At 62.6% G+C, this 21,757-nt stretch carries 20 protein-coding genes and 1 tRNA gene; 6 read left to right on the plus strand and 15 right to left on the minus strand.

The genetic code is table 11. The features are described from left to right. Positions 1–10: 10 nt before the first annotated feature. The 11 genes from AncyloWKF20_RS14185 to AncyloWKF20_RS14235 all read right to left on the minus strand — a co-directional run bounded on the left by AncyloWKF20_RS14185 (position 11) and on the right by AncyloWKF20_RS14235 (position 13,194). Positions 11–1,105 carry an acyltransferase gene (locus tag AncyloWKF20_RS14185; protein ID WP_279314667.1) on the minus strand — a complete coding sequence of 365 codons (1,095 nt, stop codon included), beginning with the start codon at positions 1,103–1,105 and terminating at the stop codon, positions 11–13. After that, a complete protein-coding gene (locus AncyloWKF20_RS14190) occupies positions 1,102–2,193 on the minus strand; it encodes a glycosyltransferase family 1 protein (RefSeq protein ID WP_279314668.1) in 1,092 nt (363 codons plus the stop codon). Before AncyloWKF20_RS14190 ends, AncyloWKF20_RS14185 begins: the two co-directional genes overlap by 4 nt. Next, positions 2,190–3,329, minus strand: coding sequence for a glycosyltransferase (locus tag AncyloWKF20_RS14195; protein ID WP_279314669.1), 1,140 nt, complete (start codon positions 3,327–3,329; stop codon positions 2,190–2,192). Before AncyloWKF20_RS14195 ends, AncyloWKF20_RS14190 begins: the two co-directional genes overlap by 4 nt. Positions 3,330–3,377: 48 nt before the next feature. Then, positions 3,378–4,370, minus strand: a complete 993-nt coding sequence (locus tag AncyloWKF20_RS14200) for an NAD-dependent epimerase/dehydratase family protein (protein ID WP_279314670.1) — start codon at positions 4,368–4,370, stop codon at positions 3,378–3,380. A gap of 205 nt (positions 4,371–4,575) precedes the next feature. After that, on the minus strand, positions 4,576–5,748 hold the full coding sequence (locus tag AncyloWKF20_RS14205; protein ID WP_279314671.1) for a hypothetical protein: 1,173 nt from the start codon (positions 5,746–5,748) through the stop codon (positions 4,576–4,578). Positions 5,749–6,547: 799 nt separating this feature from the next. Next, positions 6,548–8,233 (minus strand): hypothetical protein, encoded by a 1,686-nt coding sequence (locus tag AncyloWKF20_RS14210; protein ID WP_279314672.1) that lies wholly within the window; start codon positions 8,231–8,233, stop codon positions 6,548–6,550. Between the two features lie 428 nt (positions 8,234–8,661). Then, the gene (locus tag AncyloWKF20_RS14215) at positions 8,662–10,146 is read right to left on the minus strand and encodes a hypothetical protein (protein WP_279314673.1); all 1,485 of its coding nucleotides are present in this window, start codon (positions 10,144–10,146) and stop codon (positions 8,662–8,664) included. A 628-nt stretch (positions 10,147–10,774) separates the two neighbouring features. Then, on the minus strand, positions 10,775–11,506 hold the full coding sequence (locus AncyloWKF20_RS14220; protein ID WP_279314674.1) for a Rha family transcriptional regulator: 732 nt from the start codon (positions 11,504–11,506) through the stop codon (positions 10,775–10,777). A 259-nt stretch (positions 11,507–11,765) separates the two neighbouring features. Beyond that, positions 11,766–11,966 (minus strand): hypothetical protein, encoded by a 201-nt coding sequence (locus AncyloWKF20_RS14225; protein ID WP_279314675.1) that lies wholly within the window; start codon positions 11,964–11,966, stop codon positions 11,766–11,768. A 51-nt stretch (positions 11,967–12,017) separates the two neighbouring features. After that, a complete protein-coding gene (locus AncyloWKF20_RS14230; protein ID WP_279314677.1) occupies positions 12,018–13,013 on the minus strand; it encodes a site-specific integrase in 996 nt (331 codons plus the stop codon). A 105-nt stretch (positions 13,014–13,118) separates the two neighbouring features. After that, positions 13,119–13,194: transfer RNA gene (locus tag AncyloWKF20_RS14235), tRNA-Ala, on the minus strand. A 266-nt stretch (positions 13,195–13,460) separates the two neighbouring features. Between AncyloWKF20_RS14235 and AncyloWKF20_RS14240 the strand changes: the two genes are divergently transcribed. Further along, positions 13,461–13,739, plus strand: a complete 279-nt coding sequence (locus AncyloWKF20_RS14240) for a YggT family protein (RefSeq protein WP_279314678.1) — start codon at positions 13,461–13,463, stop codon at positions 13,737–13,739. Between the two features lie 16 nt (positions 13,740–13,755). Further along, the gene (locus AncyloWKF20_RS14245; RefSeq protein ID WP_279314679.1) at positions 13,756–14,082 is read left to right on the plus strand and encodes a DUF167 family protein; all 327 of its coding nucleotides are present in this window, start codon (positions 13,756–13,758) and stop codon (positions 14,080–14,082) included. A 258-nt stretch (positions 14,083–14,340) separates the two neighbouring features. On the opposite strand, the gene AncyloWKF20_RS14250 is transcribed toward AncyloWKF20_RS14245, so the two are convergent. From AncyloWKF20_RS14250 to AncyloWKF20_RS14260, 3 genes are all read right to left on the minus strand, one after another. After that, entirely contained in the window at positions 14,341–14,850 is a 510-nt protein-coding gene (locus AncyloWKF20_RS14250) for a GNAT family N-acetyltransferase (protein ID WP_279314680.1), read from the minus strand. A gap of 124 nt (positions 14,851–14,974) precedes the next feature. Continuing rightward, positions 14,975–16,804, minus strand: coding sequence for a translational GTPase TypA (gene typA, locus AncyloWKF20_RS14255; protein ID WP_279314681.1), 1,830 nt, complete (start codon positions 16,802–16,804; stop codon positions 14,975–14,977). 133 nt (positions 16,805–16,937) lie between these two features. Next, positions 16,938–17,171: a hypothetical protein gene (locus AncyloWKF20_RS14260; protein ID WP_279314682.1), complete on the minus strand. Its 234-nt coding sequence runs from the start codon at positions 17,169–17,171 to the stop codon at positions 16,938–16,940. Between the two features lie 211 nt (positions 17,172–17,382). On the opposite strand from AncyloWKF20_RS14260, the gene AncyloWKF20_RS14265 reads away from it, so the two are divergent. Then, the gene (locus AncyloWKF20_RS14265) at positions 17,383–17,697 is read left to right on the plus strand and encodes a hypothetical protein (RefSeq protein WP_279314683.1); all 315 of its coding nucleotides are present in this window, start codon (positions 17,383–17,385) and stop codon (positions 17,695–17,697) included. Between the two features lie 18 nt (positions 17,698–17,715). Here AncyloWKF20_RS14265 and AncyloWKF20_RS14270 read toward each other — a convergent pair whose 3' ends face one another. Further along, positions 17,716–18,828: a site-2 protease family protein gene (locus tag AncyloWKF20_RS14270; RefSeq protein WP_279314684.1), complete on the minus strand. Its 1,113-nt coding sequence runs from the start codon at positions 18,826–18,828 to the stop codon at positions 17,716–17,718. A gap of 136 nt (positions 18,829–18,964) precedes the next feature. On the opposite strand from AncyloWKF20_RS14270, the gene AncyloWKF20_RS14275 reads away from it, so the two are divergent. The 3 genes from AncyloWKF20_RS14275 (at position 18,965) to AncyloWKF20_RS14285 (ending at position 21,591) form a co-directional block, all read left to right on the plus strand. Then, positions 18,965–19,468, plus strand: coding sequence for a pyridoxamine 5'-phosphate oxidase family protein (locus AncyloWKF20_RS14275; protein WP_279314685.1), 504 nt, complete (start codon positions 18,965–18,967; stop codon positions 19,466–19,468). A 357-nt stretch (positions 19,469–19,825) separates the two neighbouring features. Continuing rightward, positions 19,826–20,272, plus strand: a complete 447-nt coding sequence (locus tag AncyloWKF20_RS14280) for a MarR family transcriptional regulator (protein ID WP_279314686.1) — start codon at positions 19,826–19,828, stop codon at positions 20,270–20,272. Continuing rightward, positions 20,269–21,591, plus strand: coding sequence for a multidrug effflux MFS transporter (locus AncyloWKF20_RS14285; RefSeq protein ID WP_279314687.1), 1,323 nt, complete (start codon positions 20,269–20,271; stop codon positions 21,589–21,591). The genes AncyloWKF20_RS14280 and AncyloWKF20_RS14285 overlap by 4 nt, the downstream gene beginning before the upstream one ends. Positions 21,592–21,757 lie beyond the last annotated feature (166 nt).

Consider the following 21,757-nt stretch of genomic DNA (forward strand, 5'->3'; position numbering starts at 1 on the left):
CGCCCCCCCCTTATCTGCCAGCGCGCGAGGCGCGGTCCGAACGCCGGAACCACCTCAGCAACGGCCGCTCAAGGAGAAGATATACCACATGACCAGCCGAGATCGCCGCGATCACAGCGCACCCCGCATACGCCCAGCCAACCCAACTAGCGGAAGGCAGAAAATGCGTGAAGGCGATCTGCAGTGGACGCTGAACGAAGCGATGCGACAGATACAGCGAGTACGAACTATTTCCGAGTTCAACGAGTATGCCGGGCAACCGCTCTTCACGATCCGCTGGCCACAAGAGCACGCCCGCTCCAACAATCAGTAAGGCCGGCAGGCCAGCGGTGATGAAGCGACTCAAGTCGAAGGGCAAAGGGGGAGTATTCAGCCACAGGAGAAGCCCGATACCCACGGCGAAACAGCCTAGCGCCATACCGACATTGGCAAACGACTTCCCGACCCGCTGGTAAACCATTGCCAACGCAACGCCCATGCCAAACTCGATGATGATGCTATTCGTGATAAAATGCAGGGGGCTCGTCGGATCCGGGTCAATAATCTGACCGATCACAGACACTGAGACCAAAGCTCCAATAACGGAAGCGCCGAGATACCGCGGCGGCACCGCGACAAGAAGAATACCGAAAAGCAGATAAAACTGCATTTCATAGTTCAGCGTCCACCCCAGCGCCAACAAAGGAGCCAAGGCGCCCTCAGGGTTCGGATATGGAACGAATAAGTACGATGATATTATATGAGCTACACCATTAACCCCCTTATTGAGGGTTTTAGGAGAAATAATTGCAGTAAACAAATATATTGTCGTAAAAATATAGTACAGAGGAACAACTCTTACAATGCGCAGATAAGCAAACCTGCGCACACCTAAGAGATACTGACCACGAGAAACGCTGGAATAGTATATAATAAATCCACTTATTACAAAAAAGATATCAACCCCCTTGCCGAGGGCGACAAGACTGATGGGCAGGGCGAGGTGAAAAACCGATATCGCTTCCTCAAAGCCATGCGCGATTGTTACCATAATGGCGGCCAAGGCTCTGAGGCATTGAACCGAAAGAAGTTGCTTGCTTGGCATCGGAAGATCGCGGCTTTTCATAAGACGAATATCTGGCACAGGGTGCCCGCGCCCTGACGCCAACTGAAGCCAGCGTTCCGCGCGAGGCCCTTGTCGACCAAAGACTCGCGCGCCACGCTGCCCGACAGAAAGCGCCGGATCTGCGCCGCGCAATCCCCCTCATCGTCGCTGCGAAAATACAGCGCCGCGTCGCCGAGCACTTCCGGCATGGCGGAGGAGTCGGAGGACAGCACCGGGCAGCCCAGCGCCATGGCTTCCAGCGGGGGGACGCCGAACCCCTCATAGCGCGAGGGAAAGAGGAACAGCCCGGCATTCTCGTAGAGCGCGCGCAGTTCGCCATCGCTCACCCGGCCGAGACGGGCGACGGAGGGGTGATCCTCCACCACGCCACCGGCGAAGATCCGGTCCGAGCCGCCGCCGGCCACGGCGAGGCGCCAGCCTTCGGGAGCGGCGCGCACGAAGGCGCGGATGGCGAGGGCGATGTTCTTGTTCGGCGTCTGGTTGCCGACGGTGAGGCCGTACTGGCCGGGCGTCAGCCCATGCCGGGCAAGGATCGAGGCGTCCGGCTCGACCGAGAGGATGTGCTCGGCGCTGTCGGGAATGATGGTGAAGGCGCTCTCCGGCACGCCGCAATAGCGCGCCAGCTCCCGGCGGGAGAATTCCGAGATGGTCACGAGCCGGCGCGCCCGGCGCGCGAGGCGCGGGCGCAGGAAGCGGTGCAGCGCGCGATAGGCGCGCGAGAAATGCTCGGGATGGGCGAACACCGCCGCGTCGTGCATCACCAAGATGGACCGGGAATGAGCCAGCGGGCCGGCGGAGATGAGGTTCAGCAGCACCCCGCCCCGCGCGGCGAGGGCGAGCTCGATCTGCTCCCAGGCATGGCCCTTGAGCCGGCCAACCTCGCGCACCGGGATATGCCGCCAGCCCGGCGCGCGCCGTTCGCCCGGCGGCACGAGGGCGACGGGGCGCAGCCGGGCGCGCAGCTCCGGCTCCGCGTCGAGCTTGGCGTCGAGCGCCCCCACCAGCTCCTGCGCATAGCGCTGCATGCCCGACAGCGGCTGCGTCAGGAAGCGGCCATTGATGAAGACGGGAAGACTGCCCGCGCTCATGCCGCAAGCTGCCGATAGACGCGCTCGATGCCGGCGCACATGTTCTCGACCTGCCAGCTGCTCATGTCGGAGGCACGCGCCCCCTCGGTCAGCCGGGCGAGCAGCGCCTTGTCCTCGATCAGCCGGATCGCGGCCTCAGCGGCGCCCACCATGTCGTCGGCGCCGGTGACGATGCCGTTGCGCCCGTCCTGCACCACCTCGTCGAGACCGGGAATATCAGAGACGATGCAGGCGCGCCCCGCGGCGAGATACTGCATGACGACGCGCGGCAGCCCCTCGCGGGTGGAGGTGAGCATGCAGAAATCGGCGAGCGCGATGAGCTTTTCCGGGTCGGTGCGGTAGCCGAGCAAGAGGGCATTACGGCCAAGGCCGAGCGCCGCGATCTTCGCCTCGACCTCGGCCCGGTGCGGCCCCTCGCCGGGCATGAGCAGGCGCACCTGCGGGAAGCGCGCGACCACGGCAGGGAAGGCTTCGAGGAACTCGCAATGGCGCTTGCGCGGCTCCAGCGCCGCCATCATCACGATGACCGGCGGCTTCTCCTCCTCCGGCCCGATGCCGAGGAGCGCGCGCCAGTCCTCCGGCGGCTCGCCGCCGGCGAAGCGCTTGAGGTCGAAGCCGGAATGGATGACGTGGTGCTGGTCGGGTCGGCCGACCTTGGCCTCGACGCAGACATCGCGCATGCCGCGCGAGACGTCGATGAAGGCATCCGTCACCCGCGCCGCCGCGCGCTCGGCGGCCAGATAGATCAGCCGCTGGGCTTTGCCGACATTGATGAAGGGCACGATGTGCACGCCATGCACGATATGCTTCACCCCGGCCGCGCTGGCGGCGAACCGCCCGACAATGCCCGCCTTGCTCTGATGGGTATGGACGATGTCCGGCCGGATGGTACGGAAAAAGCGGCGCATCGCGGCGAAGGCCTTGGCGTCGGCGACAGGATCGAGCGGATGCACCAGCGAGTCGATCTTCACCAGCTCAAGGCCCGGCATCGGCGCCGCGTAATAGCGCGGGTCGAAATCCCGGCCGTGCACGAGATAGACCTGATGCCCGGCCTCGATCTGCCCGCGGCAGGAGGCCAGCGTGTTCTCCTCGGAGCCCGCGCGCAGCAGGCGTGTCAGAACGTGAACGATGCGCATGCCGCCCCCCTTACCCCAACCGAACCATGTCATTCCCTGGCAGCGGGCTCATGTAAAACGCCCTTCGCTCGCCTGCTTCCAGGCGACCAGCGCGCTCTCAATGTCGGTCTGGTAGGTGTAGCCGGCCTCCACCAGCGCGGTCGGCAGGATGTTAGTGGAGCGCACCAGCTTCCAGACCCGCTCGCGGTTGATCGAGGTCTTGAAGCCGAACTTGCCGAGCACCTCGAAGCCGAAGCCGGCGAGTAGCATCAGCTTCAGCGGCACCACGCGCGTCGGCGCGGCAAAGCCCGCCACCTTGGCGAAGGCCTGACAAATGGTCTCGGAGGTCGTGCGCTCGGGATAGGAGAGATTATAGGTGAACTCCCGGCGGCCGAGGCCACGGGCGAACTCCATCGAATTCACCAGCTCGCCGACATAGCCGCACGACTTGATGGTGTCCTTGCGGCCCGGATAGACGAAACGCTTCTTGGCGAGCAGACCCGCGAGGCGGGTGAAATTGCCCCCCTCCCCCGGCCCGAAGATGACGGCGGGACGGACGATGACCAGCCGGCGGTCGGCGCCGTTCTCCAGCCAGCTCCGATGGATGCCTTCTGCCTGGAACTTGGAGCGGCCATAGGCCGAGACCGGGGCGGGCGGGGTGCGCTCGTCCACCGGCTCCTCGGTCGGGCCATAGACCGAGATCGAGGCGGTGAAGAGCAGGAATGAGGTGCCGATACGGCTGGCGAAATCGCACACATGGGTGGCGCCCAGCACATTGGTCCAGAAATATTCCCAGTCCTCATGGCCCGGCGTCGTGTGCACCGCGGCGAGATTGTAGATTTCCGCGCCCGCCAGCTCACCCGCCAGACGGATCGGCTCGCGCACGTCGCCGATTATGTAGTCCACTCCGGCAACCGGGCGCTGCGGCGCGCGGATATCGTAGGAGATGAGCCGGCTATAGCGGCTGGTGGCTTTGAGATGGGCCAGCAGATGCGTGCCGATAAAGCCCGCACCGCCAAAAACAATGGCACAAAGACCATGACCATGAACGTCAGTAGGCACTCAATTGCCCTCGAAAAAGTCAGCGCAACGCTGAAGGATTAAGGTGGGGAAGGCCGCGATATCTTTGGATTCCGGTTGAAAGCCGAACATCCGTCACTCCGATGACAGAGCCGAGACGGCATCCGGGCGAGCCAATCCATGCGACTCATCGAACACCCTCCTTCGATGGGCATTTTAGCCACCTGTGAAAACGAATTGGCAACATTCATGCCAGCCGCGTTGAACGCGGCCGTTCCGGGGCGCTTCCCCCGCGCGGCAGGTTCAGGGCGTCGGTGATCATGTCCCGCACCTGCGTCCAGCGGGGCGGGGGCGCCACAGGCTGGGTCGCGAGATCCATCTCGAACGCAGTAGCGTAGGCCGCCGCGATGGAGGCCTCATCGTCGGGATCATAGGGGATGATGTGCGCCATCCCGGCCCGTTGCTGGATGTGGCGTGGCGCGATGATCTTCTTGCCGAAGTAAGTATACTGGATGATCTTGTTGCTTGTTTCCGCCAGATATTCACTGCCGATACGCGGAATATAGGGCGCCAGGGCGATGTCGCAAAATGCCGAATAGGCGGCCGCCTGCTTAAACGGCAATTCTCCATGATAGATGATGTTGGCCAGCGCCACCCGGCTGGCGGCGCCGACATCGCCAATGACATGGAAATCCAGATCGGGGCGCACCTTCGCCGAGATGTGGATGAAGTTCGCATCGAACAGCGTCGATCCCACGGACACCATCTTGGGGCGGGCCCGATCCGGGAAGGGATCCTGGAAGACGCCATCCGCAATCGCGCCGGGAATACCGTGACGGTGATGGCGCGCCTGCGGGAAGGCGGAAAAGCGCCCCTGAAGCATGATGTTGGAGGGCAGGCTGATCAGATCGAAGCGGGAAATGATCCGGTCTTCCTGCCGACGGATGACATCGCTGACGGGAATGACGCGCAGATCATCGGATACGCGGTAAACGGTTTTCGCCGCCGGGGCGATCTTCCTGACGCGATCGAAGAACATCAGCGCCGCGCTCGATTCGAAGATCACGACATCGGCGCGTGCAAGGGTTTCCTCGACATCCTGGCTGAGACGCCGCCCATAGGATGCAAAGGCAATCGGCTCGAAAGCGGCCAGCTTGGGATGCGTCCGCACCGGGTGAACCAGCGGCATGAAAATGTGCGAGCGCACGCCATCGGCGCAGACCGTCGTGCGGTTGAGGTCCTCCTGCGCGACACCCAGGAGGCGGCGGTCGCGGCGCAGCTTCGACAGCCAGCTCAGCCCGGTGGTGACGAATGTCACCTGCCAGCCGCCCTGCACGAAGGCGTCGGCAAGTTCATGGAACCCAGCACGCCGCCGGCTGGTGTAGAGCTGGTTCGATAGGAATACGACTTCGCCCGCCATCGTGCCCTTCCAGCCCCCCGACCTGAGCGCGAATGGTGGCGCGTCGAGACCGTGAACGTTGAATGCACGAGATGCAGGGTCGTCGCAACCGGCTACCGCCCGACCGCTCCGAGCGACACTCTTACCGCCCTGTCGAAGTTTGGTTATGTTGCGAACGGGCAACTAGCCACCGCGATGAGGGGTGGGCTTACCCCCCCCGAGGACGCCCGCGGGCAGCGCGCGCGTGCGTTCAGGATAGCAAGCATGGCCGGACGGTCGACATCGCCGGCGGCGACGCGGCTTTCCCGCTCGCGGTGACGCGGCTGGAATGATCGGACGGAGAGAAAAGCCAGCGCGGTGGGATGGTGGAGCCGAGGGGATTTGAACCCCTGACCTCTGCAGTGCGATTGCAGCGCTCTCCCAACTGAGCTACCGAACGCTAAGCAGAAGGGTCGACCACCCGAAGACCAACTAAACCCTGTCAAACCAACGGTTTACGCCGTGTATATAGCGCCGGCCGGCCGGTGTGACAAGACTGTTTCCGCTTCCGCTTTCGTCCCCGGCACCCGCCCCGGTGTGACCAGAGTGTGACAAGAGCGGCATGGGGGCACCCCCGGCTTCATTCAATAGGCGGCGGGAGGGGCACGGGGGGACACCAGTGAGGGCGGTCTAGAGATTGGGCCTCTCAGATTTTTTCGCCAAATTTGGACGGCGCAGACGCGGATATCCGACACGTCGTTCATTGCGCTTTTCCGCAGGTCTCCGCATACGCCGGCAACGGCTGCAGGCGTGTCGTTCGTAATTGCCTACTCAGGCGGCCTCAAGCCTCATCATCTGCCGAGAGCCATCGATCTCGAATCCTTGTAATTTCCCGCTGATAAAAGTCCCGTACCGCTTCGCTTGTTCGCCGTGCCTCCTGCCCAGAAGCATCGCCGGAGTCCGCCAAGTTCCACAGCTTCGATGCTCGCGTCAGTTCGGCAAGAATACGTTGAGGGACAGGCTCTGGGGTCACCCGTAAGCGCTGAGGATATACACCCGTGATAACGTAAGGACGGCGGTTGCTGTTACCGTATACAGCGGACTGTGCAGCCCAAAGGGCGTGCGGCATCATTTTGCCGAACTGTTTTCCGAGTAGCTGAACGGCAACCGCTTCAGCTTCTGCATCTGTGACGGGGAACAACGTACCGACATATACCCGAGCACCGGCAAAAGTCAGCCGTTGGGCCAATTCATGCCAAGAGACGCAGGCATTATTAATGATAATAGGGGTGCCTGTTGAAGCTAAGGAGCGATGCAATGCCAAATAATTATGGTCCGCCATACGCATAGCCGCTGAACCAACTACGCGTGAAACGCTATCCTTTCTGACGGGTTTAATTGCGTCCGCCTCTATAAGAGACATGAAGTCGACTATAGCATTACCAACGTTGTAATTTTTCTTGGCTTCAGAATCAGTCCAATCTATGCCATCTAGAGAGTGAAACCGCATGAACTGATGAACTTTGACAATATTTGTTTCGTCCGTGTCAGACAAGCCTATAGCGATATCAACAACTAGCTCTCGCTCATATCCATCACTATCTTGAAAATTATAGGTCCATCTATGGCCACTAGCATCCCCACAGTGCGTAGAAATAATTAGTATATCGTACGGAAAATATTCAACCATGTCGCTAATGTTACGCACTGTCGCTACTTGACCACTATATCCTCGCACGAATATTCGCCGGCCTGATAGTAACGTCGCCGCCGTTTTGATTTCTGGTGCGCTGACCTGCTCTGGGTCCACCAAGACCGCAATATTGGTACCTCTAGCCCCTTCCCGCTCTGCGGCAAAGCCATTTGCGATACTAACCCCTAGGGCCGGGTAGCTAAAAAGGTGCGTCGATGGCAACTCAGGGAACGCGACACCAAATGGAAGCGACCTGCTGATGAAGGTAAGTGAACCACCCGCCGGCAATTCAACGTCTCCGCACATCTCCCTTAGCCGAGAGCCCAGCCGTGATCTAAGTTCAGTAGGGTTCTTGTTAGGATCGTCAATGCTATAATACGCCTCCAACATTTCTTCGCACTCGGCATCATCCACTTTATTTATGATGTGAAGGCCCGCGCCAAGTGAGAACGCGTAATTAGCGGCTATTATCTCTGAAAGCGGCTCGCCAGCCTCGCATATAACAAGGTGATTTGACTTCGGCTTCACACTATAACTTGGCGAAACCTTATCAGTGAAGTCAATAATTTCCTTCTCATAGAGCGCTTTTAGCAGACCAACTCCAATATTGTCTCGACCCCATACTAGCTTTCTTCTTGATTTATCATTGTTCGACATAAATAAACTTGGAATATCTCCTCGCGAGACATGCCGCACTCGCCTATTGGGGAGAGCTTCAACTAAGGCGTTGCGCCCATCAGCATCCAGTTCTCCGATAATTATTTCTTGAACATTTGAGCGAACGATCGCATTGCGCCTCTGCACAACCTCGCTGACGTGGTCTTGGCGTGTCATGCGTGGGCCGTCGAATATTGGTAGATAAACCCCGCGTTGGGCTAGGGCGCATGAAAGGCCTGCAGCAAGCCACTCGCTGTCTGTAACGATGGCAACACTTGCTATGGCTGGACAGCGAAGCTTCATGTTCACAAAAACCGCAGGTGCTTAAGATCCGGGATAGAGTGATATATTCCGCATGGTACGGATTATTTAGGTCAGGTTGAGGGGCTGGCCGTGTTTTTCACCGCAAGAATTACAGCCCTCGACAAATTGCATCTCCGATTCGTCTCCATGCCTCATTGACTTGCAGGGATGAGCCGGGCCGCACCGTGCTCCCCGAAGGCATGACATTGCGTTTCCGCCTGTGAGCGGATTTGCATGGCGATGGGGTGTGTCGGGGGAGGCCCGGCGTTCCGGGGGGTCTCAGGGATAGAAGCTAAAGGGCGTCAGAAGTCGTAAGGGTCGGGGGCAACCGCTTCGCTCGCGGCAAGGGCGAACTCCTGCATCACCTCGTCGAACAGCATCGCCGGAGACACCCAGCGACCATGCTCTGATGGCTCGCTCGGCAGATAGTAAACTGGGCCGGTGTCATCCTCTGCCAATGACGGCTCTTGGAAAGCATCGGGATCAGCCTCAGGCGGCGCCTCAGGGGCCAAGCTGATGTGGGGCGTGAGGTGGTCAGCCGTTGGCGCCTTAGCCGCAGGGGCTGATCTGGCTGCCTCCCTGCGCTGGATCATTTCCGCCGCGCTCGCGCAGTCGAGCCACTCTTCAAGCAGCCCCCGCATCCGCTCTGAAGGGAGAAGCAGATTGATGGGCAAACCGTCCCTGATCCGGCTGCGCCAAATCCACTGCAGCATTTCGGAGAGGGCAAAGAGGTCTCCGTGCAGGGATATACCCTTATCCTCAAAGTAGCCTGCAATGTAAGGGTTGTAGTGTATGTTACACATATACGCTAAGGAGGCCTTGTGCTTGTGGTCATTCGTGGCCTTAGCGTTGCACGGTATGAACCCCTTAGCGTAGCCGGCACCACTTAGTTTCGGCCTATAGTCCTTGTATGTGGTCCATGCGTTTAGCTTAGCCTCTGTCTTAGCGTGTTTTTTAAACCAGTTTTGGATTGTTGCTCTAATTGCCTTTAATTCTTCGTCAGTTTGACGCTTGTACCAAGCCGATGACAGCGGCTGTTCCTTGCTGGCGATGCGGCCGATATTGTTAGCACTACCCTTATAGACATTAATGAGTGACCTCAGTTGTTTTTTGTATTCGAGCTCATTGCTAAATAGGTGCCAGTTCTTAATCTCCCCCTCATGGATCGTCAGTAGCTGATAATTGACACCCTTAGACTTGAAATAGGCCGCCATAGGTTGACCCTCAAACATGTAGGTCAGGACATAAGCATCACCTAGGATTCGAAAGAAATCTGGGGGTAGTGTCCAAAGTATGGTCTTGTTTCGATACATGAAGAGATTGCCGTTATCGCAAAACGACTTGATGTCAGCTAGCCGACCTCGATAATCCTCACCCTCAGTAGCTGCCCAGCGTAGACGCTTAGACTCATCATCAACGCATAAGATGCCGCGCTCGATGAGCATCGTACGGTCACGTTTGGTCAGGCCTTCGAATATTCGGACACATTCCATAGCCTCATCAATGATGACCACATACCCCTTCTTCCGAATAGAAAGCAGTGTCTCTGTGGTGATGGCCTCAAACAAGACGTGGGTAGTTGCTATGTTCTGCCCCTCATCAACAAGAGCTTTGAAATGGTTAGCCTTAGACCGTATCACCTTAGGTAGACGAAAATGGAGGTCGGGGCAGGCTTCAGCGATACGATCAGCTTCAGACAATAGCGGCGTAACGAATATGAAGCGGGGAGGTTGGACCTCAGGCTGGCTGAAAGATTGACCAACATAGTTAGTGTACGCGTCATTCATCAGTTTAATGATAGCATTAGTCTTTCCTGACCCCATGACAGAGTCGATAACCTTTATACACATCGTTTAACCTTGTTGTTGCTTGTGTTGGTGATACCTCCCCCTGTGAGACCTAGCCGTCTGGCGACTATGGGGTGTGACCGTCAGGCTTGACGCTATGTGCCACACACCATCCACCCTATCCTCTCTCTAAGGGAGGAGGCTAGAAACCTAGGTTTTACAAAGGCTTGCGGAGGGTTTGGTCCAATTTTTCTGGCTCTGGATTTGGACCCGAGCGACTAACCACCGGCTTCTCGGACCTGAAGCGGACGGGGTAGATGGAGTGTCTGAGGAGCCAAGGGGCTCAGGTAGGGTCTCAGCAGTTGGTGTTACAAGGCGTCACCCCGAAGGGTTAGGCGTGAAGGCCTCTGACCCAATCGCGTCACTCTAGGTGGGGGCCTTAAAGCTGTGTCACGTTCGGCTGTTTGATCGCGTCACGCAGCGGATCGGATGTGAATGATTACCGCACTAGCTAGGATAGCACTACCTTAGTCCATAAGCAGTTGTGGCCCGATACTAAGTCAGCTTAGGAGGATGTCGCGACCTCTGTTATTGGTGCACTTTTTTCGACGATTAGCTGTTTGCTTAGTCATCGGGTTCCCGCCTCTTCCATAGTGGGAGCCATAACGCATGGATGAGACCTGCTTGTCGGTGGCCTTACCCTGCTTACGCATAGGGGAGCTGGAAGCCGTGACGCTGTCGTTCTTAGTGGGGCACTTTTTTCTAGGCTGATTGCAGGGCACCACTTGTGGGGCGTGTCATGAGCGAACTGAAAGGTGAGGCGACTGCTCATGATCGCTAGGATGGTCGCTAGGGCCGCTTTCTGTTGTCTGACCCAAGAACCCAGCCTGACGAGTGCCGGGCGCTGGCGGGCTCTGTGGGATGCTGAAAACGATGATGTTTGCCAGTCGAAGAGCGCAGGCTTGGCCGGGGCCTTAAGCCGGGCCTCCATCCGGTTGAACTGGTCGATGTAGCGGACCTTGAAGGCGAGCGCGGTCTTCCCGGCGAGACCCATGGCAAGCAGCGTGAAGCCATCGCGGGTCATTTCGTAGGCGGGGAGTGTGCGGCCGGTGCTGTCCTGATATTCACTCGATCCAAAATTGGATGCAGTGGACGGGGCGTCCGCGATTAGCGCTCGGATGTCGCGGAGGACGTGGGTGTGCTGCTTCCCGAAGAACGCCGCAACGTCCCGGCTGGAAGCGAACACGGTGCCATCCCGTGAGTAGACGCGGATAACGTCGGCCCGAACCTGCTTTGCCCATTCGGTGCGGGACAGGAGACACACCAGCAAAGCCTGTTCCTCATTGAGGTAGTAGGCCATGCCGGGGCGTCCCCGCTTCCCGGTATTAATCTGGCGGCGGCAGACTATTCCGAACGCTTCCAACTCGCCCATGTTCGGGCGGATCACATGGGTACGGATGTTTTACGGCTTTGCCATCCCGAGCTTTTCGGCAAGGTCCGTGTCCAGAACGCGGGGTTCATCGTCAATCTGGGTGATAGTGAGGGCGCTGGAAAGGCTGAAGCCTAGCATCAGCTAAGACCCCAGCCCGTCATGAACGTATCCCCAGCCTTCACCTGACTTACTGCATGTTTTTCAGCAGGTTTAACGCCTCCACATCAACAGTTGTCTCATCAATAAGCTCAGCTATAAGCTCATTGGCTCGCTCACGGCTCGCCTCAATGATCTCAGACAGGGTGTTGATGAGCTGCACCTTGGTAAGGCCGTGGTTCGGATCGACGTGAATCCGCTGACCGTCGAAGCTAAACATCAGCTTGGACATGAGTTTTTACTCTCAGTTCTAAGGGGTAATGGCGTGGTGGGTGATAGTGGGTTAGCCGGTAATGGCCTGCGCCAGCTTCTCAGCCACTCTCTCAGGGCGAAGATGGGTGTACCGGCTCAGCATCCGGGTATCGCGATGGCCACTGATCAGGGCGACCTCAGGCACGGATAAGCCGTACTCAAAGAAGCGGGACACGGCTTCATGCCTCAGGTCATGCATCCGCAGACCCTCAAGCCCAGCACGTTTCCTCAGCCGAACCCATGCAAGCCGGACCGCATTGGGAGAGATTGAAAATACCCGCTCACACGAACGATCAAGTGTGGCGAGCAACTCAACCGCCTTGGGTGTCAGCGGGATCGTGCGGGGGTATCCGTTCTTGGTCTTGGCGATGTGGATCGTACGTGCCTTGAGGTCCACGTCCTTCCACCGAATTGACAGCAGTTCCCCCCGGCGCATACCCGTCTCGATCAGCAGCAGCACGAAAGGACGCAGATAGGCCGTAGCTGGGGTTGTCATGGCGTTCAGTAGGGATGCCCCGTCTCCGTCCTCCAAGCGCCTATCCCGGCCCTTCGAATCAGGTGGCATCGTGACCTGCTTAATCGGGTTGGTCTTGAGAGAGACACCCCATTCCTTCATGGCGGTATCGAAGCAATGGCGCAGGATGCTGAACTCGCGCCGGATGGTCGCGCCCCTCACCCGCTTAAGGCGTTCATCACGATAGGCGGCAAACTCGGCTGTGGTCGCCTTGGACAAAACCAGCTGACTAAGCCTGTGCCTCAGGAAAGCCCCAAGCACCAAAGCCTCAATGTGGCCGCCCCGCTTCCTCGGGACAATCTCCGCGATATAGCGCTGAACGATGTCGGCAACCGTCGTCTGATTCGCCACCTTGGCATTGACCGGCAAATCGCCTCGGTCAGCTTCTAGCTCAACCTGCCGTGCCCATGCTTGGGCGTCTGACTTCTGGATGAATGAACGGGCAAGGGGCGGGCATCCTTTACGTCGGACTTGGACCTGCCATTTCGCACCGCGTTTGCGGATAGTGGCCATCTCGCGAACCTCGACTGTGACCAGTGAGTGACGAGTTGGTCTGCAACGGCTTTGGATGGTGCCCGACGAACTAGGCTAAGCCTTTGAGCTTAAACCTGTTCTGAATGGTGGAGCCGAGGGGATTTGAACCCCTGACCTCTGCAGTGCGATTGCAGCGCTCTCCCAACTGAGCTACGGCCCCACGCGTCAGGCCGCGCCTTGTACGGTTGCCGCCGCCCCGCTGTCAAGGCGCCCCGCCAAGGATCGTCACGAAGCTGTGCGACGACCGGCCGGGCTGTTGAAAACCCCGGTCAGACGCGCCCCGGCGAGCCGTCGCCCCACGCCGGGCGCACGCGCGCGGGCCCGCGTCACTGGATGGGGTTGCCGCCGGGCGGCGGCGCCTTTAAGCATCGTGCGACACGTATCGTCCCGACACGTCCTGCCCTGCGCCCCGCTTCGAGGCTCGCGATGTATTCGCTTCTCTGGCTTTTCGACACGATCATCACGCTTTACGTCTGGATTCTCATCGCCTCGGCCATCCTGTCCTGGCTGGTGGCGTTCAACGTCGTCAACCCGCACAACCAGGTCGTGCGCAGCATCGGCGAGTTCCTGTGGCGCGCCACCGAGCCGGTGCTGGCGCCGCTGCGCCGTATCCTGCCCAATCTCGGCGGCATCGACATCTCGCCGGTGGTGCTGATCATCGGCCTCTATTTCATCCGCAATCTGGTGTTCGAGCTGTTCGTCTGAACGGCCGGCACGCCCCGTGAGCGCCGGATCGCCATCCGCCTGGTCGGTGGCGGCGGATGGCCTCCTCGTGACCGTGCGGGCAACCCCGCGCGGCGGGCGCGACGCCATTGACGGGCTAGTGGACCTCGCTGACGGGCGGCGGGCGCTGAAGGCCCGCGTCAGCGTCGCGGCGGAGGACGGCAAGGCCAATGCGGCGCTTGCCCGGCTGCTCGCCAAGGGCGCGGGCATCGCTCCTTCCAGCGTCGAACTGGTGAGCGGCGCGACGGCGCGGCTGAAGACCTTCCGGCTCAAGGGCGACCCCGCCACCCTCACCGCCCGGCTTCAGGCTCTAGTCGGGGCGTGAGGGGCGGCTTGCCGCGTCTCCGCCGCCGCACAACGTCATCCCGGACGGCCGAAGGCCGATCCGGGATCGCATCCCATTCGACGACGCCCCTCTGCCACAACGGCCGACGATCCCGGCTCTCCGCTACGCTACGGCCGGGATGACGGGAGGGGTGCCGGGAAGCATTGGGGCGGCGTGCCGTGTTTGCGAAAACGGCGCTGGGATGACGTCAGCGATGCCCCCTCGGCGGGGCCGTCGTCAGCGCGAGAAAATAAAGCCTCAGCCGTTCCAGCCGAAGGCGAGCTTTTCCAGCGTGCGGCCGCCGAAACTCTCGGACGAGCGGGCCACCCGCATGCCGCCCAGTGCCTTGTAGAAGCCGAGCGCGGGCTCGTTGTCGGCAAGCGCCCAGACGGCGAGCCCATCAAAGCCGGCGCTCACCAGCTCCTTGCGCGCATCCTCGAACAGGCGCCGGCCGAAGCCCAGCCCCTGATATTCCGGCCGCAGATAGAGCTCGTAGATCTCGCCCTCATAGGGCAGGCCGCGCGCGCGGTTGCGCCCGACATTGGCATAGCCCGCCACCGCGTCGCCGAAGGTCAGCACCAGCACGCGCGAGCCGCGCTTGATCGCGGTCTCCCACCAGAGCGGGCCACGGCGCTGGACCATCTTCTCCAGCTCCATGCCCGGTATCAGGCCGCGATAGGTCGCGCGCCACGCCGCATCATGGATATCGGCGATGTCCGCGGCGTGGGCCGGGCGCGCCCGGCGGGTCTCGATAAGGAGCGTGCTCATCCCCCCGATGGGAGCAAAACCGCTCCTCCGGATCAAGGGGCTTGACGCGTGAATGCACGAAGCATTTGCGTGAGCGTGGCGCGGGCGCCACGCCGGCACCGCCGGAGCGGGGAAAGAGAGGGCGTCAGACGCCCTCGGCCTCCTTGCGGCGCTCCTCGCGCTTGCGCTCGTTCGGGTCGAGGAAGCGCTTGCGGATGCGGATCGACTTCGGCGTCACCTCGACCAGCTCGTCGTCCTGAATCCAGGCCAGCGAGCGCTCCAGCGTCATGCGGATCGGCGGGGTGAGGCGCACGGCCTCGTCCTTCGAGGTGGTGCGGATGTTGGTGAGCTTCTTGCCCTTGAGCACGTTCACCTCGAGGTCGTTCTCGCGGTTGTGCTCGCCGATGATCATGCCCTGATAGACCTTCCAGCCCGGCTCGATCATCATCGGGCCGCGATCCTCGAGGTTCCACAGCGCATAGGCCACCGCCTCGCCCGCCTCGTTCGAGATCAGCACGCCGTTGCGGCGGCCGGGGATCTCGCCGCGGTGCGGCTGATAGGCGTGGAACAGGCGGTTCATGATCGCCGTGCCGCGCGTGTCGGTCATCAGCTCGCCCTGATAGCCGATGAGGCCACGGGTCGGGGCGTAGAAGACGAGACGCTGGCGGCTGCCGCCCGACGGCTTCATCTCCACCATCTCGGCGCGGCGCTCGCTCATCTTCTGAACGACCACGCCGGAATATTCCTCGTCGACGTCGATCAGCACTTCCTCGATCGGCTCGAGGATCTCGCCGGTCGCCTCGTCCTTGCTGAACACGACGCGCGGGCGCGAGACGGCGATCTCGAAGCCTTCGCGGCGCATGGTCTCGATCAGCACGGCGAGCTGGAGTTCACCGCGGCCGGACACGAAGAACGAGTCCTTGTCGCTGGATTCCTCGATCTTCAGCGCGACATTGCCCTCGGCCTCGCGCAGCAGGCGGTCGCGGATGACGCGGCTGGTGACCTTGTCGCCCTCGGTGCCGGCAAGCGGCGAATCGTTGACGATGAAGGACATGGTGACGGTCGGCGGGTCGATCGGCTGGGCCTTGAGCGGCGCATCGACCGAGAGGTCGCAGAAGGTGTCGGCGACGGTGCCCTTGGAGAGGCCGGCAATGGCGATGATGTCGCCCTGCACGCCTTCCTCGATCGGCTGGCGCTCGATGCCGCGGAAGGCGAGGATCTTGGACACGCGGCCCTGCTCGACCAGCGAGCCGTCCTGCGCGAGGACCTTGATCGACTGGTTCGGCTTGATCGAGCCGGAGGTGATGCGCCCGGTGATCATGCGGCCGAGGAAGGGGTTGGCTTCCAGCAGCGTGCCGATCATGCGGAACGGGCCGTCATCGACGGTGGGCTCGGGAACGTGCTTGAGCACGAGGTCGAACAGCGGGGCCATGCCCTCGTCCTGCGGGCCCTCGGGCGAATGCGCCATCCAGCCATTGCGGCCCGACCCGTAGAGGATCGGGAAGTCGAGCTGCTCGTCGCTCGCGTCGAGCGCGGCGAAGAGGTCGAACACCTCGTTGATGACTTCCTGCGCGCGGGCGTCGGAACGATCGACCTTGTTGATCGCAACGATCGGGCGCAGCCCGACCTTGAGCGCCTTGCCGACCACGAACTTGGTCTGCGGCATCGGGCCCTCGGCGGCGTCGACCAGCACGATGGCGCCGTCCACCATGTTCAGGATGCGCTCGACCTCGCCGCCGAAATCGGCGTGGCCGGGGGTGTCGACGATGTTGATCCGGGTATCCTTCCAGACCACCGAGGTGGCCTTGGCGAGGATGGTGATGCCGCGCTCCTTTTCGAGGTCGTTCGAATCCATCACACGCTCGGCGACGCGCTGGTTCTCACGATAGGAGCCGGACTGCTTCAGCAGCTCGTCCACCAGCGTGGTCTTGCCGTGGTCGACGTGGGCGATGATGGCGATGTTGCGCAGCTTCATGAATAACACCAAAAAGCGGGCCCGAAGGCAGTTCGGACCCGCGCCAGAATTTTGCGGCGCACTATACTCAGAACCGCCCGGATATCAATGTCGCTGGGCCAAACGGCCCGCGAAGGGCCGCGCGGACGCGAGGTCAGCCCGCCGCGCGCAGCTCCCACAGGCGCCGAATCTGCGGCAGCTTCAATATGTTGCCCTCGCTGTCGCGCAGCCAGGCGAGTTCGCGATCGGCCGGCGACTGGGTCATCGCGAAGGCCACCGCGTCTTCCACGCTGTCGAATTCATAGCTGTCGGGCCACGGGTCGGGCGCATCCACGGTGCGGGACGGCGGCCAGTACTGCAAGCGGACGGGTTCCTGATCGGGGGTCATCAGCCTACCTCCTCGGTTGCGGGACGGTTGACCGGCCTTCGCGACCGGTCGGAACCGGCGCGCCGCGCGCGCTTGGCGCGGCGTGTGCGGGGTAACGCCGACGCAACGTTACCGGTTCCCACCGTGCGAAACGCGGAGCTCGGCGCCTCGGCGGCTTGAACCCGGAGGCAGGTTGCCCAGTTGTCTCGGTACAGATGAGGGAGATTGCACGATGAGCCATCCGCGCGACGGCGAGCCACGCCCCGCCCCGGCCTCCAACCCGAGGCCGGGCGAGAGCACCGATTATTCCGACCGCGAGGTCGACACGACCATTGAGGACACCTTCCCGGCGAGCGACCCGCCCTCCTTCAGCGGCACCACGGGGGATGTCCCGCCCTCCGATGGCGGCGTGCCCGGCGGCACGCAGGTGATCCGGCCGGGAGAATCTCAGCCGAATGAGGCGGATGTCGACGAGGCGCTCGATGAGAGCTTCCCCGCCAGCGACCCGCCTGCCTTCACCCGGGTTACCGGCGTCCGGGAGAGCTGACCTGCCCTCCCTTCCGCCTCAAGCCGTGGGCTTGCGGGCCCACGGGCCGAAGCGGCCCTCCGGTTGGGCGGCGCGCAGCATCATCATCTCGCCGACATTCTCCGGCGAGAGCAGCCCCGCGAGCCGCCCCTCGCCATCGACCACACCCACCAGCGGCGCGCCGCTCTGGGTGATGAGCTTCAGCGCCCGGTCGAGCGGGGCGCGCATCGGCACGGTCGGCACTTCGCCCATCGCCTCCAGCACGGAGGAAGCCGGCCCCTTCGCCTGCAGCGCCCGTATCATCGCGTCGCGCGTAAGCACGCCGCGAAGATGCCCGGCGCCATCGACGATGGGGAATTCCTTCTGCGTGGTGCGGATCAGCGCCTCGGCGGCGTCCCCGACGCTCGATTGCGGGCCCAGCGTCTCGAACTGGGTGATCATCGCGTCCTGCACCAGAAGGCCCTGCGCCACCTGCTTCATCTGCACCTGCCCGGCCTCGCCCGAAGCGGCGAGGAAGACGAAGACGGCGATGATGATCAGCATCGGGTTGCCGAAGATGCCGAGCAGGCCGAGGCCGACCGCCAGCGCCTGACCGATCGAGGCGGCCGCCTGCGTCGCCTGGGCATGGCCCATCTTCATGGCGAGCAGCGCGCGCAGCACCCGCCCGCCATCCATCGGAAAGGCGGGGATGAGATTGAACACGACGAGGAAGATGTTGGCGGCGGCGAGCTTGGCCATCAGGCTCGACTGCGGGTTCTCGATCTTCTCGATGTGCTCCATGCCGACATCGCCGCCGAGCAGCACCAGCAGCACCAGCGCGATCACCACATTCACCGCCGGCCCGGCGAGCGCCACCACCAGTTCCTCGGACGGCTTCTCCGGGATGCGCTCCAGCCGGGCGATGCCGCCGAACGGCCAAAGCGTCACTTCCGGCGTCTTCACGCCGTAGCGCCGCGCCGCAAAGATGTGGCCGAACTCGTGCAGCAGCACGCAGAGGAAGAGCAGCGCGACGAAGGCAACGCCGTTCCACGCCGCCCCAACCCCGCCCTGCTGGTAATAGGCGGCCCAGATCCAGATCAGGAACAGCAGGAAGGTGACGTGGATACGCACGGCCGTGCCATAGACATAGCCGACGGTAAGCGACCAGGGCATGCGGGAACTCCTCCAAGTATTGCCCCAACAATAGCCGGGCCGTGCCAGAACACCATGACATCGCGCAGCGATGACTGGCTCCGGCCGGAACCCTCGCCCCCGCCACGGGTTGCCTCTTCCGAAACAGGAGGCATTCATGGACCACAGCGACAAGACGACATCGGAAGCCATCGACACCGTCTGGGCGATGATGACGGAGATCCGCACCTGCATGCTGGTGACGAAGCAGGGCCTGACCCTGCGCGGCCGGCCGATGCACGCCTTCCCCTCGCGCGAGGAAGGCTGCATCTGGTTCCTCACCGACCGGCGCGGCCATGTCGATGACGAGCTGGCGCGCGACCCGCAGGGTTGCCTGAGCTTCGCCAAATCGTCGAGCGCCGACTTCCTCTCGGTCTCCGGCGAATGCGAGGTGCTCGACGATCGCGCCAAGGTGGATGAGCTGTGGAACGACGCCGCCCGCGCCTATTGGCCCGACGGGAAGGACGACCCGAACATCCGCGTGCTGCGCTTCCTGCCCTCCGACGCGGAATATTGGGACGGCACCGGCTCCTCGATCCTCATCACTATCAAGATGCTCGCCGCCCGCATGACCGGCGAGCGCGCCAATCTCGGCGAGAACCGCAAGGTGCCGCTGGACTGAGGACGACGGGGAGGCCCTCCCCGCCCCTCCCTCCGGCCCCTTACGCGTCATGGCCGGGCTTGGCCCGGCCATCCACGCCTTCCCTCACGCCGCGCGCCCAAAGTCGTGGATCCCCGGGCACGCCCGGGAATGACGTGGCTCTGGGAGGTAACAGCGCTCCCCTCGCGTCATCCCGGCCGAAGCGTAGCGGAGAGCCGGGATCGTCTGCGACAGCGGCCGAGGCGCGACGTAGGACGGGACACGATCCCGGATCGGCCTTTGGCCGTCCGGGATGACGCACTCGCCCTAACGCGAACACCTCCCACACCAAAAGTCGCAGTTGATAGTAAGCCTACCTTACTATATGTCCGACTTATCATGATGGACATTCCTCTCGGCTTCATCCTCGTCGACGCCGCCCGACTCTACCGGGCGCGCATGGACCGCGCCTTCACCGACGCCGGTCTCGGCATCACGGCGGGCGAGGCGCGCACGCTGCTCCACCTCAAGATCAATCCCGGCCTGCGCCAGGGGGCGCTGGCCGAGCGCATGAGCATCGAGCCGATGACCATGGTCGGCTATCTCGACCGGCTGGAAGCGCTGGGCGTGATCGCCCGCGATCCCGACCCGAGCGACCGGCGGGCCAAGATCGTGCGGCTCACGCCCGACGCCGCGCCCTTGCTGGAGCGCATCCTTGCCGCCGCGGCGACCGCGCGCGAAGAAGCGCTGGACGGCGTCGCCCCCTCCGCGCGCGACGCGCTGCGCCACGCGCTCCAGCTCATCCGCGCCAATCTCTGCGCGCCCGGTCGGGGAGAAAGCGCATGAACGCCCCCCTTCGCCCCGAGGCCGTGCCGGTGATGAGCGAACGGCGCACCGCCATTATCGGCGCGCTCATCATCGTCATTGGCCCCTTGAGCATGTCGCTCTACACCCCGGCCATGCCGGAGCTGGTGACCGCCTTTGGCAGCACCGCCTCGACATTGAAGCTGACACTCTCCGTCTATTTCGGCGCCTTCGCCTTGGCCCAGCTGCTGTGCGGGCCGCTGTCCGACGCCTATGGGCGACGCCCCGCCGCCATCGGCTTCTTCACCCTCTATGTCGCCGGCAGCCTGATCGCCGCCACGGCGCCCAGCGTCGGCTGGCTGATCGCCGGGCGCGTCCTACAAGGCATCGGCGTCGCCGCCGGGCCGGCCATCGCCCGCGCCATCGTGCGCGACCAGTTCATCGGCCAGCCCTCGGCGCGCATCCTCAACCTCATCGGCACCATGCTGGCGGTCGGCCCCGCGGTCGCACCGACGCTGGGCGGGGCAATCCTCGTGGCCTTCGGCTGGCAGCCCATTTTCTACGTGATGGTGCTCTATGGCCTCGCCGCGCTCGGCCTCATCCTGCTCGCCGTGCCGGAGACCAACCCGCAGCCCGACCCGGCGCAGGCGCGTCCCCGGCGCATCCTCGGCAATTACGCCACGCTGCTGCGCAACGCCGGCTTCATGCGGGCGAGCCTGACCATCGGCTTCTCGGTCGGCGGCATCTACGCGCTCGGCGCCATCCTGCCCTTCGTGCTGATCGACGCGGTCGGCCTCACGCCCACCCAGTTCGGCCTCGCCATGATCTGCCAGACCGGCGCCTATATGGGCGGCACGATCCTCGCGGGGCAGGCGATGAAGCGCATCGACGCCAACCGGCTCATCCCCATCGGGCTTGGCATGGTGACACTGGCCGGCGCGGCGATGGCGCTGTTCCCGCTCGTGCTGCCACTCTCCTTCGCCACGGTGATGGGGCCGGTCGCGGTCTGGGCCTGCGGCATGGCGCTGGTGATGCCGGGCGCGACCACGGCGGCGCTCTCCGGTTCGCCGGCCATTGCCGGTTCGGCGGCGGCGCTGATGGGCTGCCTGCAGATCGGCGGCGGCTTTGCCGGCTCGGCGGCCGCGAGCCTCTTTCCCTCGCCGACACTGGCGATGAGCGTGGTGATGCCCGGCATGGCGCTGATCGCGCTCGCCGCGCAGCTGCTGATGCGCCCGGCGCCGCGCCTGAACGCGCCTGCCGCCATCGACGAGACCGACCTCGAACTCGCCAACGACCCCGCCGGCATCATCGGCGCGGCGGGCGACGAGATCGAGGTGGGGGTCTTCAGAAAGTCGGCGTGAGGCCGTTCGGATCGCTCCAGCGCCTTATCGGGCCGGCGCTTTCCGGCCTCTGGCTCCGCCTCACCAAAACCCTGCCACCAAGGGATTTTACGGTGGATCGCGAGGCTGCGTGCGCAGGGGGGCGGAGGACAATCCAACCAAAAATCGACACCTGGGTACCATAAAT

Origin of the sequence: Ancylobacter sp. WKF20 (assembly GCF_029760895.1) — a bacterium.
GTDB lineage: Bacteria > Pseudomonadota > Alphaproteobacteria > Rhizobiales > Xanthobacteraceae > Ancylobacter.

Excerpts from the sequence above, each read along its gene's own strand:
- AncyloWKF20_RS14280 (WP_279314686.1), top strand. The coding sequence starts at position 19,826 with ATGATGGACATTCCTCTCGGCTTCATCCTCGTCGACGCCGCCCGACTC.
- AncyloWKF20_RS14195 (WP_279314669.1), bottom strand. The coding sequence starts at position 3,329 with ATGCGCATCGTTCACGTTCTGACACGCCTGCTGCGCGCGGGCTCCGAG.
- AncyloWKF20_RS14250 (WP_279314680.1), bottom strand. The coding sequence starts at position 14,850 with ATGAGCACGCTCCTTATCGAGACCCGCCGGGCGCGCCCGGCCCACGCC.
- AncyloWKF20_RS14265 (WP_279314683.1), top strand. The coding sequence starts at position 17,383 with ATGAGCCATCCGCGCGACGGCGAGCCACGCCCCGCCCCGGCCTCCAAC.
- AncyloWKF20_RS14275 (WP_279314685.1), top strand. The coding sequence starts at position 18,965 with ATGGACCACAGCGACAAGACGACATCGGAAGCCATCGACACCGTCTGG.
- AncyloWKF20_RS14185 (WP_279314667.1), bottom strand. The coding sequence starts at position 1,105 with ATGAAAAGCCGCGATCTTCCGATGCCAAGCAAGCAACTTCTTTCGGTT.
- AncyloWKF20_RS14220 (WP_279314674.1), bottom strand. The coding sequence starts at position 11,506 with ATGGCCTACTACCTCAATGAGGAACAGGCTTTGCTGGTGTGTCTCCTG.
- AncyloWKF20_RS14240 (WP_279314678.1), top strand. The coding sequence starts at position 13,461 with ATGTATTCGCTTCTCTGGCTTTTCGACACGATCATCACGCTTTACGTC.
- AncyloWKF20_RS14225 (WP_279314675.1), bottom strand. The coding sequence starts at position 11,966 with ATGTCCAAGCTGATGTTTAGCTTCGACGGTCAGCGGATTCACGTCGAT.
- typA (WP_279314681.1), bottom strand. The coding sequence starts at position 16,804 with ATGAAGCTGCGCAACATCGCCATCATCGCCCACGTCGACCACGGCAAG.
- AncyloWKF20_RS14260 (WP_279314682.1), bottom strand. The coding sequence starts at position 17,171 with ATGACCCCCGATCAGGAACCCGTCCGCTTGCAGTACTGGCCGCCGTCC.
- AncyloWKF20_RS14205 (WP_279314671.1), bottom strand. The coding sequence starts at position 5,748 with ATGGCGGGCGAAGTCGTATTCCTATCGAACCAGCTCTACACCAGCCGG.
- AncyloWKF20_RS14230 (WP_279314677.1), bottom strand. The coding sequence starts at position 13,013 with ATGGCCACTATCCGCAAACGCGGTGCGAAATGGCAGGTCCAAGTCCGA.
- AncyloWKF20_RS14270 (WP_279314684.1), bottom strand. The coding sequence starts at position 18,828 with ATGCCCTGGTCGCTTACCGTCGGCTATGTCTATGGCACGGCCGTGCGT.
- AncyloWKF20_RS14215 (WP_279314673.1), bottom strand. The coding sequence starts at position 10,146 with ATGAATGACGCGTACACTAACTATGTTGGTCAATCTTTCAGCCAGCCT.
- AncyloWKF20_RS14285 (WP_279314687.1), top strand. The coding sequence starts at position 20,269 with ATGAACGCCCCCCTTCGCCCCGAGGCCGTGCCGGTGATGAGCGAACGG.
- AncyloWKF20_RS14190 (WP_279314668.1), bottom strand. The coding sequence starts at position 2,193 with ATGAGCGCGGGCAGTCTTCCCGTCTTCATCAATGGCCGCTTCCTGACG.
- AncyloWKF20_RS14210 (WP_279314672.1), bottom strand. The coding sequence starts at position 8,233 with ATGACACGCCAAGACCACGTCAGCGAGGTTGTGCAGAGGCGCAATGCG.